Source organism: Arthrobacter sp. Y3225209, from assembly GCF_059090685.1.
This window is the reverse complement of record NZ_JBNHFW010000035.1, coordinates 18,286-32,096: the sequence shown is the minus strand read 5'-3', so window position 1 is coordinate 32,096 and position 13,811 is coordinate 18,286. Positions and strand designations below refer to the sequence as shown.

At 66.8% G+C, this 13,811-nt stretch carries 13 protein-coding genes; 1 reads left to right on the top strand and 12 read right to left on the bottom strand.

Annotated features, from left to right (window positions below):
• The 7 genes from pyrF to pyrR all read right to left on the bottom strand — a co-directional run.
• On the bottom strand, positions 1-573 hold a 573-nt coding region (gene pyrF, locus AC5RVB_RS15370; RefSeq protein WP_494143075.1), incomplete at its 3' end, for an orotidine-5'-phosphate decarboxylase.
• Complete coding sequence (gene carB / locus AC5RVB_RS15365; protein WP_227901768.1) at positions 518-3,814, bottom strand: carbamoyl-phosphate synthase large subunit; 3,297 nt, start codon at positions 3,812-3,814, stop codon at positions 518-520. The genes carB and pyrF, both read right to left, overlap by 56 nt.
• Entirely contained in the window at positions 3,814-4,950 is a 1,137-nt protein-coding gene (gene carA / locus AC5RVB_RS15360) for a glutamine-hydrolyzing carbamoyl-phosphate synthase small subunit (protein ID WP_494143076.1), read from the bottom strand. Before carA ends, carB begins: the two co-directional genes overlap by 1 nt.
• A gap of 38 nt (positions 4,951-4,988) precedes the next feature.
• Positions 4,989-5,504 carry a PH-like domain-containing protein gene (locus AC5RVB_RS15355; protein ID WP_227901767.1) on the bottom strand — a complete coding sequence of 172 codons (516 nt, stop codon included), beginning with the start codon at positions 5,502-5,504 and terminating at the stop codon, positions 4,989-4,991.
• Positions 5,504-6,856: a dihydroorotase gene (locus AC5RVB_RS15350; protein WP_494143074.1), complete on the bottom strand. Its 1,353-nt coding sequence runs from the start codon at positions 6,854-6,856 to the stop codon at positions 5,504-5,506. Before AC5RVB_RS15350 ends, AC5RVB_RS15355 begins: the two co-directional genes overlap by 1 nt.
• Complete coding sequence (locus AC5RVB_RS15345) at positions 6,853-7,848, bottom strand: aspartate carbamoyltransferase catalytic subunit (protein WP_227901765.1); 996 nt, start codon at positions 7,846-7,848, stop codon at positions 6,853-6,855. The genes AC5RVB_RS15350 and AC5RVB_RS15345 overlap by 4 nt, the downstream gene beginning before the upstream one ends.
• The gene (pyrR, locus tag AC5RVB_RS15340; RefSeq protein ID WP_227927751.1) at positions 7,845-8,420 is read right to left on the bottom strand and encodes a bifunctional pyr operon transcriptional regulator/uracil phosphoribosyltransferase PyrR; all 576 of its coding nucleotides are present in this window, start codon (positions 8,418-8,420) and stop codon (positions 7,845-7,847) included. The genes AC5RVB_RS15345 and pyrR overlap by 4 nt, the downstream gene beginning before the upstream one ends.
• Positions 8,421-8,550: 130 nt before the next feature.
• Between pyrR and AC5RVB_RS15335 the strand changes: the two genes are divergently transcribed.
• A complete protein-coding gene (locus AC5RVB_RS15335) occupies positions 8,551-9,804 on the top strand; it encodes a PrsW family intramembrane metalloprotease (protein ID WP_494143073.1) in 1,254 nt (417 codons plus the stop codon).
• Between the two features lie 63 nt (positions 9,805-9,867).
• Here the strand turns inward: AC5RVB_RS15335 and nusB are convergent, their stop codons facing one another.
• The 5 genes from nusB to aroC all read right to left on the bottom strand — a co-directional run bounded on the left by nusB (position 9,868) and on the right by aroC (position 13,799).
• The gene (nusB, locus tag AC5RVB_RS15330) at positions 9,868-10,278 is read right to left on the bottom strand and encodes a transcription antitermination factor NusB (protein WP_227901762.1); all 411 of its coding nucleotides are present in this window, start codon (positions 10,276-10,278) and stop codon (positions 9,868-9,870) included.
• Positions 10,275-10,838 carry an elongation factor P gene (efp, locus tag AC5RVB_RS15325; protein WP_227901761.1) on the bottom strand — a complete coding sequence of 188 codons (564 nt, stop codon included), beginning with the start codon at positions 10,836-10,838 and terminating at the stop codon, positions 10,275-10,277. Before efp ends, nusB begins: the two co-directional genes overlap by 4 nt.
• Before the next feature lie 86 nt (positions 10,839-10,924).
• Complete coding sequence (gene aroB / locus AC5RVB_RS15320; protein WP_494143072.1) at positions 10,925-12,046, bottom strand: 3-dehydroquinate synthase; 1,122 nt, start codon at positions 12,044-12,046, stop codon at positions 10,925-10,927.
• On the bottom strand, positions 12,047-12,601 hold the full coding sequence (locus AC5RVB_RS15315) for a shikimate kinase (protein ID WP_494143071.1): 555 nt from the start codon (positions 12,599-12,601) through the stop codon (positions 12,047-12,049).
• The gene (gene aroC, locus AC5RVB_RS15310) at positions 12,585-13,799 is read right to left on the bottom strand and encodes a chorismate synthase (protein WP_227927748.1); all 1,215 of its coding nucleotides are present in this window, start codon (positions 13,797-13,799) and stop codon (positions 12,585-12,587) included. The genes AC5RVB_RS15315 and aroC overlap by 17 nt, the downstream gene beginning before the upstream one ends.
• Positions 13,800-13,811 lie beyond the last annotated feature (12 nt).

The following is a 13,811-nucleotide window of genomic DNA, read 5'->3' as shown; positions in this document are numbered from 1 at the left end:
GCGCCCCGCGCCGCCGCCAGCATGCTGCACGGAGGCGCCTTCGGGGTTGGAGGTCAGGGCGAGGACGAACACTCCCCGCCCCGTCCCGGCGGCAAGGTCCAGGGCCGGGCGCAGGGATTCAAAGCCCAGGTACGGGCTGAGCGTCACGGCATCGGCGGCCAGCGCCGAACCGTCCCGCAGCCAGGCATCGGCATATGCGGCCATGGTGGATCCGATGTCCCCTCGCTTGGCGTCGGCGATGCTCAGCACGCCGGCATCCGCGCAGGCGGCCAGGAGTTTCTCCAGCACTGCCAGCCCGGCGGAGCCATGCCGTTCGTACAGGGCAACCTGCGGTTTCAGTGCTGCAGCGTGCTCCCCCACCGCGTCCAACACGGTGAGGGAGAAGCGCTCCAGCCCGGCGGCGTCGTCGTTCAGTTCCCAGCTAGCCAGCAGCGCCGGGTGCGGATCGATCCCGACACACAGCGCTCCGCGGCTGTCCATGGCCGCCCGCAGGCGCGCCCCGAAAGGCTGTACCGGCTCAGGCACTGGCAGCTGCCTTGAGTTTGGCGGCGTGTTCCTGCAGCGACGTGACATCCCATTCGTAGGAGCGCATGGCCTCGATGGCCTGCACGGCGGCCCCGAACTCGGACACGGTGGTCACTACCGGGCAGCCGATGGAGGTGGCTGCGGCACGGATTTCGTAGCCGTCCCCGCGGGCCTGGCCGCCCGAGGGCGTATTGACCACCAGGTTAATTTCCCCGGCGGTAATCAGGTCCGCCACGGTGCCTTCCCCGTTCGGCCCGACGCCCTCACCCACCTTGCGGACCACGGTGGCAGTGATGCCGTTGCGGCGCAGGACATCCGCCGTGCCGCCGGTGGAAAGGATCTCGAACCCGAGATCGCTCATCAGCTTCACGGGCATGATGATGGAGCGCTTGTCCCGGTTGGCTACGGAGACAAAGACCTTGCCCGCGGTGGGAAGCGCACTGTTGGCCGCTGCCTGGGACTTGGCGAACGCCGTGTCGAAGTACTTGTCGATGCCCATGACCTCGCCGGTGGAGCGCATTTCGGGGCCGAGGAGGGAATCCACCACGGTGCCTTCGGGGGTCCGGAACCGGCTGAACGGCAGCACGGCTTCCTTCACGGCTACCGGTGCGTCCAGCGGCAGGGTGGATCCGTCGCCGGTTTCGGACAGCCGGCCGGCCGCGCGCAGCTCGGCGATGGTGACGCCGGTACCGATCAGGGCCGCTGCCTTGGCCAGCTGGACACCCGTGGCCTTGGACACGAAGGGCACGGTGCGGGAGGCCCGCGGATTGGCTTCGATGACGTAGAGGATGTCCGAGGCGAGGGCGAACTGGATGTTGATCAGACCGCGGACGCCGACGCCGGCGGCAATTACCTGCGTGGCCTTCCGTACCCGGTCGATCACGTCGGTGCCCAGGGTGATGGGCGGCAGCACGCAGGCGGAGTCGCCGGAGTGGATGCCGGCCTCCTCGATGTGTTCCATGATCCCGCCCACGTACAGGTCGGTGCCGTCATAGAGCGCGTCGACGTCGATCTCGATCGCGTCTTCCAGGAACCGGTCCACCAGCACGGGGTGGTCAGGGGTGATCTCGGTGGCGTTGGTGATGTACCGGGAAAGGTTCTCCTCGTCATAGACAATTTCCATGCCGCGGCCGCCGAGCACGTAGGAGGGGCGGACCAGCACCGGGTAGCCGATCTCGTCTGCCACCTTCTTGGCGTCTTCGAAGGACACTGCGGTGCCGTTCTTCGGGGCGGTCAGCCCGCCCTGGTCCAGCACCCGCTGGAAGGCGCCGCGGTGTTCGGCCAGGTCGATGGCCTCCGGGGAGGTGCCCAGGATCGGCACGCCGGCGTCCGCCAGGGCCTGCGCCAGCTTCAGCGGGGTCTGCCCGCCGAGCTGCACGAAAACTCCCAGCACGCCGCCGGTGCGCTGCTCGGCAGCGATCACCTCGAGGACGTCCTCCAGGGTCAGCGGTTCAAAGTAGAGCCGGTCGGAGATGTCGTAGTCGGTGGAGACCGTTTCCGGGTTGCAGTTGATCATCACGGTTTCGTGCCCGGCTTCGCGCAGGGCCATGGTGGCGTGCACGCAGGAGTAATCGAACTCGATGCCCTGCCCGATCCGGTTCGGCCCGGAGCCCAGGATGATGATGGACGGCTTGGCGTGTTCGGCCACCTCGTCCTCCTCGTCGTAGGAGGAGTAGTGGTACGGGGTGTAGGCGGCGAATTCGGCGGCGCAGGTGTCCACGGTTTTGTACACCGGACGGACATTCAGCGCATGCCGGACACCGCGGATCACCGCTTCGGGGGTGTTGGTCAGCTTGCCGATCTGCTCGTCGGAGAAACCGTGCCGCTTGGCCAGGCGCAGGATGTCCTCGTTGACCGAGGGCGTGGCACGGATCTGTTCTGCGGTTTCATTGATCAGGGCCAGCTGGTCCAGGTACCAGGGGTCGATGCCGGTGGCTTCGTAGAGCTGTTCCACGGAGGCCCCGCCGAGCAGTGCCTGCTGGACCTGCTTCAGCCGGTCGGTGGTGGGCCGTTTTGCGGCTTCCACGAGCGCGGGCACCGCTGCCGGATCCACCGGATCGAAGGAGAGCGTGGCGCCCTTCTGCTCCAGGGAGCGCAGCGCCTTTTGCAGGGCCTCGGTGAAGTTGCGCCCAATGGCCATGGCCTCGCCCACGGACTTCATGGTGGTGGTCAGGGTCGGGTCCGCGGCCGGGAACTTCTCGAACGCGAAGCGCGGCACCTTGACCACAACGTAGTCCAGCGTCGGCTCGAAGGACGCCGGGGTCTTTTTGGTGATGTCGTTGGGAATTTCGTCCAGCGTGTAGCCCAGCGAGAGCTTGGTGGCGATCTTGGCGATGGCGAAGCCGGTGGCCTTGGACGCCAGCGCCGAGGACCGGGAGACGCGCGGGTTCATTTCGATGACGACAACGCGTCCGGTGTCCGGTTCGATGGCGAACTGGATGTTGCAGCCGCCGGTGTCCACGCCCACTTCCCGGATGACGGCGATCGCGATGTTGCGCAGCTTCTGGTACTCGCGGTCGGTCAGCGTCATGGCCGGTGCCACGGTGATGGAGTCGCCGGTGTGCACACCTACCGGGTCGAAGTTCTCGATGGAGCAGACCACCACGACGTTGTCGTTTTTGTCCCGCATCATTTCCAGCTCGTATTCCTTCCAGCCGAGGATGCTCTCTTCGAGCAGCACCTCGGAGGTGGGGCTGTACTGGATGCCGGCCCCGGCGATGCGGCGCAGGTCCTCGGCGTTGTAGGCCAGGCCGGAACCCAGCCCGCCCATGGTGAAGGAGGGGCGGACCACCATCGGGTAGCCAAGCTGCTCCGCGGCGGCGAAGGCCTCGTCCATGCTGTGCACAATGATGGACTTGGCGGATTCGGCACCGCAGCGCTCGACGACGCCCTTGAACTTCTCGCGGTCCTCTCCGAGTTCGATGGCAGCGATGTTTGCGCCGATCAGCTCCACGTTGTACTTCTCCAGCACGCCGTTTTTATCCAGTGCGATGGCGGTGTTCAGCGCGGTCTGCCCGCCCAGGGTGGGCAGGACGGCGTCGGGGCGTTCCTTGGCGATGATCTTTTCGACCACCTCGGGGGTGATGGGTTCCACGTAGGTGGCGTCGGCGAACTCGGGGTCGGTCATGATGGTGGCCGGGTTGGAGTTCACGAGGATGACCCGCAGGCCCTCCTCCTTCAGGACCCGCAGGGCCTGCGTGCCGGAGTAGTCGAATTCCGCGGCCTGGCCGATCACGATGGGGCCGGAGCCGATGACCAGGACGGACTGAAGGTCGGTTCTGCGGGGCATTAGATGCTCTCCTTGTTCTTGCTGGAGGCCATAAGCTCCACGAAACGGTCAAAGAGGTAGGCGGAGTCGTGCGGTCCGGCAGCGGCTTCGGGGTGGTACTGCACGGAGAAGGCCGGGATATCCAGGCAGGCGAGGCCTTCCACCACGTTGTCGTTCAGGGACACGTGGCTCACCTCCACCCGCCCGTAGCGCTCTTCCGGTGCGGTGACGGGTCCGTCCAGCGGCGCGTCAACGGCGAAGCCGTGGTTCTGGCTGGTGATCTCCACCTTGCCGGTCCGGCGGTCCAGCACCGGCTGGTTGATGCCGCGGTGTCCGTAGCGCAGCTTGTAGGTGCCGAAGCCCAGGGCACGGCCGAGGATCTGGTTGCCGAAGCAGATGCCAAAGAACGGGATCCGGTGGTCCAGCACCTCGCGCAGCATGGCGACCTGCACGTCCGCGGTCGCCGGGTCGCCGGGTCCGTTGGACATAAACACTCCGTCCGGGTCCAGGGCCTGCAGGTCCTCGAAGGTGGTGGCGGCGGGCAGCACATGGGTGCGGATGCCCCGCTCGGCGAGGCGTACCGGGGTCATGGACTTGATGCCCAGGTCAATGGCGGCGACGGTGCCCAGCGGTTCGCCGGCCCAGCCGTGGTCGGCGGGGTCAATCACATAGGCTTCGTCCACGCTGACCTCTTCGGCCAGCCGCGCCCCTGCCATGCCCTGCTGCGCGCGGACCTCGGCAAGCAGCTCGGCGTCCAGACGCCCGGCGTCGGCACCGGAGAAAATGCCGGCCTTCATGGCGCCGCGTTCACGCAGGTGGCGGGTGACGGCGCGGGTGTCGACGCCGGAGATTCCGACCACGCCCTGTTCCGCCAGCTGTTCGTCCAGGGTGGATTCGGACCGCCAGTTGGAGGGGCGCCGGGCGGCGTCGCGCACAATGTAGCCGGCCACCCAGATGCGCCGGGACTCGGCGTCGTCGGCGTTGACGCCGGTGTTGCCGATGTGCGGTGCCGTCTGCACCACCAGCTGACGGGCGTAGGAAGGATCCGTGATGGTTTCCTGGTAGCCGGTCATGCCGGTGGCGAAGACCGCTTCACCCAGGGCTGTTCCCTGCGCGCCGTAGGCACGGCCGCGGAAGGTGCGCCCGTCCTCCAGCATCAGGACGGCGGGCGTGGGGTTGATGATCTCGTGCACTGTCACAGTTGTTCCTCGCTAGGGGTCGCCGATGCCGGCAGAAGTTTCGTGATTGCGTTTACCAGGGGTGTCTTCTCATCGGCGGCGCGGGTGCGGAAACCGGTGTCCACGCGTTTGGGGCCCAGCTGCCATGTCACGGTGACGAGTCCGTCCTTTTCAACGAACTTGCCGGCCATGCCGCGTTCCAGGCGGACGCCGATCAGGTCCCCGCGCGGGATCCACAGATCCTCCGCGCCGGAGCGGGCGAAGAGCACGCCTTCGGGGAAGACGGCGGCGGTGGCGTTGGACTTTACGCCGAGCCCGTAGAGGGCCACGCGGTCCAGCCAGTCCCCCGCACTGGTGGTCACCACGTACTGGCCCAGGGCCTGGAACGTCGGCTCCTCCAGTTCCGCGGGCAGGGCCCTGGGCCGGGGAATGTCCTGCTGCCGGCGTCGTCGGCCCCTCCAGCCCAGGGCGAACAGGCCCAGGACAAGGATGAGGAGGGCGGCCAGGCCCAGGAAGAAGTACAGCAGTTCCATCAGGATTCCTTTGCGGCAACAGGGTGGGGCGTATTGAGTCTGCCGTCGCGGACCGTGGGGTGTCCGTTATAGAAGACGGTCTGCACCACTCCGGGCAGTTCCAGCCCGGCGAACGGACTGTTGCGCCCCTTGGTAGCCATCTTAGAAGGGTCCACCGTCCGCGACGCAGTCGGGTCCACCAATATGACGTTGGCCGGTTCGCCCGCTGCAATGGGCCGTCCCTGGCCGGGGACGTCACCGATCAGCGCGGGCGTAAAGGACGTGATCCGGGCGAAGTCCGCCCAGCTCATCAGTCCGGTGTCGATCATGGTGTGCTGCACTACGGACAGGGCGGTTTCCAGTCCGGTCATGCCCATGGCGGCCTGCGCCCATTCGCATTCCTTGTGCTCGCTCGGATGCGGGGCGTGGTCGGTGCCGACAATGTCGATGGTCCCGTCCGCCAGTCCGCGCCGGACGGCGTCGACGTCGGCCGCGGTGCGCAGCGGCGGGTTCACCTTGTAGACCGGGTCGTAGCTGCGCACCATCTCGTCGGTCAGGAGCAGGTGGTGCGGGGTGACTTCGGCCGTGACGCGAATGCCCTGTGCCTTGGCCCAGCGGAGGATGTCCACGGATCCTGCGGTGGAGACGTGGCAGACGTGCAGGCGCGAGCCGGTGTGGCGGGCCAGCAGTACGTCGCGGGCAATGATGGCTTCCTCGGCGACGGCGGGCCAGCCGGCCAGGCCGAGGACCGCGCTGACGTCACCCTCGTTCATCTGGGCGCCTTCGGTCAGCCGGGGCTCCTGCGCATGCTGGGCGATGACGCCGCCGAAGGCCTTGACGTATTCAAGGGCCCGGCGCATCAGCACCGGGTCCGAGACGCACATGCCGTCATCGGAGAAGACCCGGACCCGGGCCCGGGAATCCGCCATCGCGCCGAGTTCGGCCAGGCGTTCGCCGGCCAGCCCGACCGTGACGGCGCCTACGGGGCGGACATCCACCCAGCCGGCGCGTTCGCCGAGGCTCAGGACCTGTTCCACCACGCCGGCGGTGTCCGCCACCGGCATGCTGTTGGCCATGGCGTGGACGGCGGTGAAACCGCCCAGGGCTGCGGCGCGGCTGCCGGTTTCCACGGTTTCAGCGTCTTCCCTGCCGGGTTCACGCAGGTGGGTGTGCAGGTCCACCATGCCGGGCAGGGCGATCAGGCCGCTGGCGTCGATCACCTCGGCGCCGTCCGGTGCCTTTGTCTCAGCTTCCGGGCCGACGGCGGTGATGGTCCCGTTTTCCAGCAGGATGTCCGCGGTTTCGAGCCCGAGGATGGTCGCGCCGCGGATCAGGTAGGAACCGGTCGGGGACGGGTTTCCGGGGTTGCTCATCGCTTCTGCTCCTGCAGTGTACGTTCGGAGCTGCTCTCGCCGGAGAGCAGCAGGTAGAGGGCGGCCATACGGACGGAAACGCCGTTGCTGACCTGGTCCAGGATGGTGGACCGCGGGGAATCGGCGGCACGGGCTGAAATTTCCAGCCCGCGGTTCATCGGCCCCGGGTGCATGATGATCGTGTCCTCCATGCCCAGGGCGTCGAGACGGTCCAGGCGGACGTCGTCCAGGCCCCAGCGGCGGGAGTATTCGCGGACGGACGGGAAGAAGGCGGAGTGCATGCGTTCGCCCTGCACCCGCAGCATCATCACGGCATCCGGCCGGGCGGCCAGCGCTTCATCCAGGTCATAGCTGACCGTGCACGGCCAGGACTCGACGCCGAACGGCAGCAGCGTGGGCGGGGCCACCAGGGTGACTTCCGCACCGAGGGTGCGCAGCAGCCAGAGGTCCGAACGGGCTACCCGGGAATGCAGCACGTCCCCGACAATCACCACCTTCATGCCGGCCAGGTCGGTGCCCGCCGAGTCGGTGCCGTGCAGCCTGGCCCAGTGCCGGCGCATGGTGAAGGCGTCCAGCAGGGCCTGGGTGGGGTGTTCGTGCGTACCGTCTCCGGCGTTCAGGACGGCGGCGTCAATCCAGCCCGAGGTTGCCAGGCGGGCCGGTGCCCCGGAGGAACCGTGCCGGATCACCACGGCGTCGGCGCCGATGGCGGCGAGGGTCTGGGCGGTGTCCTTTAGCGATTCGCCCTTGGAGACCGAGGACCCCTTGGCGGAGAAGTTGATGACGTCTGCGGACAGGCGTTTGGCGGCGGCCTCGAAGGAGATCCGGGTGCGGGTGGAGTCTTCGAAGAACAGGTTCACCACGGTGCGTCCGCGCAGGGCGGGGAGCTTTTTGACCTCCCGCTCCCCCACCGCCGCCATCTGCTCCGCTGTGTCCAGAATCGCCAGGGCGTCGGCCCGGCTCAGGTCCAGTGTGGAAAGCAGATGCCTCATGCAGTGCCCTCGATAACCACTTCGTCGACGGCGGGAAGGTCGCTTTCGACCAGGCGGACGCGTACCTGTTCGCGGGAGGCGGTGGGCAGGTTCTTGCCTACATGGTCGGCGCGGATGGGCAGCTCACGGTGGCCCCGGTCCACCAGAACGGCCAGCCGGACGATGCGGGGGCGGCCGAGGTCCACCAGGGCATCCAGGGCGGCGCGGATGGTGCGGCCGGAGAACAGGACATCGTCCACCAGCACCACGACTTTGTCGTCAATCCCGGAGACCGGTTCACGGGTGGCATACGGCGGCCGGGTGGGGCGGCGCGAGAGGTCGTCACGAAACATCGTGACATCAAGCTGGCCGGTAATGGCTGCGGGGTCAACGCCCGGTGCCGCCGCAGCGATTTTCGCTGCCAGGCGCTGTGCCAGCGGATATCCGCGGCGGGGAATGCCCATCAGGACCAGATCTTCCGGGCCCTTGTTGGCCTCGAGGATCTCGTGGGCAATGCGCGTCAGCGCGCGGTCAATGTCAGCTGAAGACAGAACGGTACGGCTGGGTACCTGGACGGCATCTGTGCCAGTCATTTCCGCTTCCTCCTTCCCCGCCTCACAGGACGGAATTTAAAGGTTGAATGCGTGCAAGACGCTATCACAGGACGCGCGGCGGTCCCCTGCCGGCGGCCGTGTGCGACCTTGTGTGACTATTCTGGCTGCTATGGACAGCCCTCCTTCGCCGACCGGCCAACAGCACCCCGTTCAGCCGGCCCCTGCACCCCTTGGCCACGGGCCGGCCGGCAGTGCTGCCGGCCCGCCCCACGGAGCCCGGAGCCACGGTACTGCGGTTGCACCGGCCTGGGCCCGCCCGGCACCGCCCCGGGACAGGGGACTGACGGCCACGGTGGTGATGATTGTGGCATCCTCGGCCGTGCTGGCGTGGGTCGGCATGTTCCTGCTCGACCGGCTTGGCCCGCCGGCCTTTATTGTCTGCGGGATCCTCGCCTTGGTTCCGCTGGGCATTTGTGTCCTGGGCATCTGGTGGGTGGACCGGTGGGAGCCGGAGCCGCGCAGCACCCTGGTGTTCTGCTTCCTGTGGGGCGCCGGAGTATCCGTGGGCATCGCCCTGCTGGTGGGGCCCTATTTCACCCTGGCACTGCTGGAGCTGGTGCCCTCCGGTTCGGCGGACCTGCTGGGCATGGTGATCCAGGCGCCGGTGGTGGAGGAGATTGCCAAGGGCATGGGTATCCTGCTGCTCCTGCTGGTGCGCCGGCGAATCTTCGACGGGCCGGTGGACGGCATTGTCTTCGCAGCCGCGGTGGCTGCGGGATTCGCCTTTACCGAAAACATCCTCTACTTCGGATCAGCGCTCCTGACCGCGGGCGGGGCCACGGTCTATCAGCTGGGCTTCACCTTCATCCTGCGCGGTCTGCTCTCCCCCTTTGCACATGTGCTGTTCACTGCCTGCACCGGCCTGGCCCTGGGCCTGGCCGCCCGGCGGGCGGGCAACGCCTGGATCGCTCCGGCGTTTGTGCTGGGACTGGTTCCGGCCATCCTGGGCCACATGCTGTGGAATGGCGGGCCGGCGCTTCTGTTCGGGGATTTCTTCGTTTTCTATTTCCTGCTCCAGGTACCCTTTTTCGTCCTGGCGGTCACCGGCGTCTGGTTCCTCCGCCGCAGTGAGCAGCGCCTGACGCAGCGGCGGCTGGGTGAATACGCCGGAGCAGGCTGGTTCAGCGACGCCGAGGTGCAGATGCTGGCCACCGGCGCGGGCCGGCGCAGGGCCATGGCCTGGGCGCGGGCACATCACACGGCGGCGCCCATGAAGGAGCTGATCCGGCGTTCCACGCGCCTGGCCCTGACCCGCCAGCAGATTGTCGCAGGACGGGAGGTGGAGGCCAACCGGGAATACGAGCGGACCCTGCTGGATGAAGTCTCCGCCATCCGTTCCGCCCTGCTGGCTGGAACCGCCTAGCGGCAGGACGCACGAAAGGACCGGCCCCGAGGGGCCGGTCCTTTCAACATTGATGCGTACGGATCAGGCGAGCAGCGACGGCTTCAGTTCCTGCAGCCGTCCAAGCAGTCCGTTGATAAAGGCCGGGGACTCGTCCGTGGAGAGGGTCTTGGCCATTTCCACGGCTTCGCTGATGGCAACCTTGTCCGGAACGTCGTCGTTGTAGAGCAGTTCCCAGGCGCCCAGGCGGAGGATGATGCGGTCCACCGAAGGCATGCGTTCAAGCGTCCAGCCCTGCGAATACGTGCTCAGGAACTCGTCAATCTGTTCCTGCATCGCAACCACGCCTTCCACCAGGTCCATGGTGTAGGGGTTGATGGTCTGGTCGGTCCGTTCGCGGCGGGCCCGGATCACATCGAAGGCTGAAGCCGAACGCTGTTCGGCTTCGAAAAGGACCTCCAGTGCGCGGGTCCGTGCTTTACTGCGTGCACTCACTCGTTAACGCGTCCCAGGTAGTCGCCGGTGCGGGTGTCAACCTTGACCTTGGTGCCCTGTTCCAGGAACAGCGGCACCTGGATCTCGTAGCCGGTCTCGATGGTGGCGGGCTTGGTGCCACCGGTGGACCGGTCACCCTGCAGGCCGGGCTCGGTGTAGGTGATTTCCATGGTCACGGACGGCGGCAGCTCGATGTAGAGCGGGGAGCCTTCGTGGATGGCGATGGTGACCATCATGGATTCGAGCATGAAGTTGGCGTTGTCGCCAACGATCTTGCCCGGAACCGTGAGCTGGTCGAAATCGGAGGTATCCATGAAGACGTAGTCTTCGCCGTCCTGGTACAGGTACTGGTAGTCGCGGCGGTCCACCGTGGCGGTCTCGACCTTGATGCCGGCGTTGAACGTCTTGTCCACAACCTTGCCCGAGGTCACGTTGCGCATCTTGGTACGGACGAACGCACCACCCTTGCCCGGCTTCACGTGCTGGAACTCAATGATGCTCCAGAGGTTGCCTTCAAGCTTCAGCACGGTGCCGTTCTTGATGTCGTTGGTCGTCGCCACAGTTTCTCTTCCGTTGTCCGTCTATATGTTGTTCGTCAAAGTACGTTTAATTCAAGTCCGTCGACTATTCTACCCGCTTCGGAGAACTACAGGCTGAGCCGGATCCCGCCCTGCGGCTCGGAGGCGATTTCCTGGTACGCGGCGAACAGCAGCGAGGTGTCCGGGACCTCCAGCATGGACGGCTTCGCCAGCCCGTCCAGCACCACGAAACGCAGCAGGTCACCGCGGGATTTTTTGTCCCGGCGCATGCCGTCCAGCAGGGCGGACCAGCGGTCCTTGCGGTAGCTCACGGGCAGGCCCAGTGAGGTGAGAATCTCCTTGTGCCGGTCCGCTGTTGCATCATCAAGCCGGCCAACCATACGGGCCAGTTCGGCAGCGAATACCAGCCCCACGGATACGGCAGCGCCGTGGCGCCACTGGTAGCGCTCTGCCAGTTCAATGGAGTGGCCCAGTGTGTGGCCGTAGTTCAGGAACTCCCGGCGTCCGGCTTCCCGCAGGTCGGTGGAGACTATTTCGGCCTTGACGCCGATGGAGCGTTCCACGAGTTCGCGGACGACGGCGCAACCGCCGTCCGCCACTGCCTCGGGATTGGCTTCCACCAGGTCCAGGATCGCCGGATCGGCAATGAAACCGCACTTGATGACTTCGGCCATACCGCTGAGCAGTTCGTTTTTCGGCAGGGTGCCCAGTGCGTCCAGGTCCGCCAGCACTCCGGCCGGCGGGTGGAAGGCGCCCACCAGGTTCTTGCCCTCGGCGGTGTTGATGCCGGTTTTCCCGCCGACCGCTGCATCCACCATGCCCAGCAGGGACGTGGGGATGTGCACCACCTTGATGCCGCGCAGCCAGGTTGCGGCCACAAAGCCCGCAACGTCAGTGACGGCGCCGCCGCCCACGGCCACAATGGCATCGGAACGGGTGAAGTCATTCTGTCCCAGCACCTGCCAGCAGAAGGAGGCCACCTGGATGTGCTTGCCTTCTTCGGCATCCGGGATTTCCGCGGTGACAGCAGTGAGCCCGGTCGCGGCGAGTTCGTCCCGCACCGTGTCACCGGTGGTGCGCAGTGCGCGGGGGTGAATCACCAGCACGCGCCGAACGCGTTCCCCGAGCATTGCCGGCAGCCGGCCCAGCAGGCCGTGGCCCACCACGACGTCGTAGTTTTCTGCAGGGTTGGAGCCGGTCACCGGGATGATCGTCGGTTCGGAGGGCATCTAGTCTTCTCCTTTGGTGAGGACGGAAGTCAGCCGGTCAATAATGGCCGGAACAGTGAGTCCCCTGGTGTCAATGGTGATGTCGGCCAGGGATTCGTAAACGGGACGGCGTGCCGTGGCCAGCTCCTGCCAGCGCCGGACGGGGTCCGGGGCGAGCATTGGACGGTGTCCGGAACGGCTGATGCGTGGAAGCACTGTGGCAAGGTCCGTATCCAGAAACACTACAGTGGTCCCGGCCAGGAGTTGCTGTGTGCCGGAGTCCAGCACCGCTCCCCCGCCCAGGGAAATGACTGCCGGAACCGGTGATTCCAGTGCTGCCGCGACGGTCCGCGCTTCCACTTCCCGGAAATACCGTTCGCCCCTCGCGGTGAACAGGTCCGCGATGGGCCCATGGCGTTCCACCACCAGTTCGTCAGTGTCCACAAACGGCAGTCCTGCCCGGGCGGCATAGCTGCGCCCGACCACGGATTTGCCGGCGGCCATAAACCCGATCAGGACCAGGTGCCGGCGGATGCTGTGTGGTTCGGGAAGGTGCGGGTCAGGACTGCGGGACATCTGTACCAGCGGATTCCAGCGACTGCGGGATTGCCTCCAGGTAGGCACGGAGGTTCCGGGCCGTTTCGGGCACCGAATCGCCGCCGAACTTCTCGATCACGGCTTCGGCCAAAACCAGGGCGACCATTGCCTCTGCGACCACACCGGCGGCGGGTACGGCACAGACGTCGGAGCGCTGGTGATGGGCGCGGGCAGGCTGGGACGTGCTGACGTCCACGGTGCGCAGGGCGCGGGGCACCGTGGCGATCGGCTTCATGGCCGCACGCACGCGCAGTAGTTCGCCAATGCTCATACCGCCCTCGATGCCTCCGGCACGGTTACCCGAACGGATCACGCGTCCGGAGGCGTCCTGCAGGATTTCGTCATGTGCTGCGGATCCGCGGCGGGTGGCGGTGAGGAAGCCGTCCCCCACTTCCACGCCCTTGATCGCCTGGATACCCATCAGGGCACCGGCAATCCGTGCATCGAGGCGGCGGTCCCAGTGCACGTAGCTGCCCAGTCCCGGCGGAAGGCCGTAGGCCAATACCTCGACCACTCCGCCGAGGGTTTCGCCCTCCTTGTGGGCGGCGTCGACTTCGGCCACCATGGCCGCGGAAACCTCCGGATCGAAGCAGCGCATCGGATCGGCGTCCAGCGCGTCGACGTCGGCAGGCAGCGGCAGCGCTGCGGTCTCGGGGGCCATCACGCCGGCAATTCCGACGGTGTGGCTGACAAGTTCAATACCGAGCTGGTTCAGGAAGGCGGAGGCAACCGCGCCGAGGGCTACCCGGGTGGCGGTTTCCCGGGCGCTGGCACGTTCCAGGACGGGCCGGGCCTCATCGAACCCGTACTTCTGCATACCGGTGAAGTCGGCGTGGCCGGGCCGCGGCCGGGTGAGCGGCGCGTTGCGGGCGGAGTCGGCCAGCGTGGCCGGGTCCACGGGATCGGCGGCCATGACCTGTTCCCATTTGGGCCATTCCGTGTTGCCGATCTCGATGGCCACCGGGCCGCCCTGGGTGAGGCCGTGGCGGACCCCGCCGAGGATGCGGACGGCATCCTGTTCGAACTTCATCCGGGCGCCGCGGCCATAACCAAGCCGGCGGCGGGCCAGGGCAGCCTGAATGGCGGCGCTGTCCACTTCGATTCCTGCAGGGACACCTTCAACAATTCCAACCAGTGCAGGTCCATGGGACTCACCGGCGGTCAACCAACGCAACATGGTTTCAATACT

Bases quoted from the DNA above. Each gene is read 5' to 3' on its own strand.
- AC5RVB_RS15335 (WP_494143073.1), top strand. From the start codon at position 8,551: ATGGACAGCCCTCCTTCGCCGACCGGCCAACAGCACCCCGTTCAGCCG.
- AC5RVB_RS15355 (WP_227901767.1), bottom strand. From the start codon at position 5,504: ATGGAACTGCTGTACTTCTTCCTGGGCCTGGCCGCCCTCCTCATCCTT.
- AC5RVB_RS15350 (WP_494143074.1), bottom strand. From the start codon at position 6,856: ATGAGCAACCCCGGAAACCCGTCCCCGACCGGTTCCTACCTGATCCGC.
- AC5RVB_RS15345 (WP_227901765.1), bottom strand. From the start codon at position 7,848: ATGAGGCATCTGCTTTCCACACTGGACCTGAGCCGGGCCGACGCCCTG.
- carA (WP_494143076.1), bottom strand. From the start codon at position 4,950: ATGCTGGAGGACGGGCGCACCTTCCGCGGCCGTGCCTACGGCGCGCAG.
- carB (WP_227901768.1), bottom strand. From the start codon at position 3,814: ATGCCCCGCAGAACCGACCTTCAGTCCGTCCTGGTCATCGGCTCCGGC.
- aroC (WP_227927748.1), bottom strand. From the start codon at position 13,799: ATGTTGCGTTGGTTGACCGCCGGTGAGTCCCATGGACCTGCACTGGTT.
- aroB (WP_494143072.1), bottom strand. From the start codon at position 12,046: ATGCCCTCCGAACCGACGATCATCCCGGTGACCGGCTCCAACCCTGCA.
- AC5RVB_RS15315 (WP_494143071.1), bottom strand. From the start codon at position 12,601: ATGTCCCGCAGTCCTGACCCGCACCTTCCCGAACCACACAGCATCCGC.
- pyrR (WP_227927751.1), bottom strand. From the start codon at position 8,420: ATGACTGGCACAGATGCCGTCCAGGTACCCAGCCGTACCGTTCTGTCT.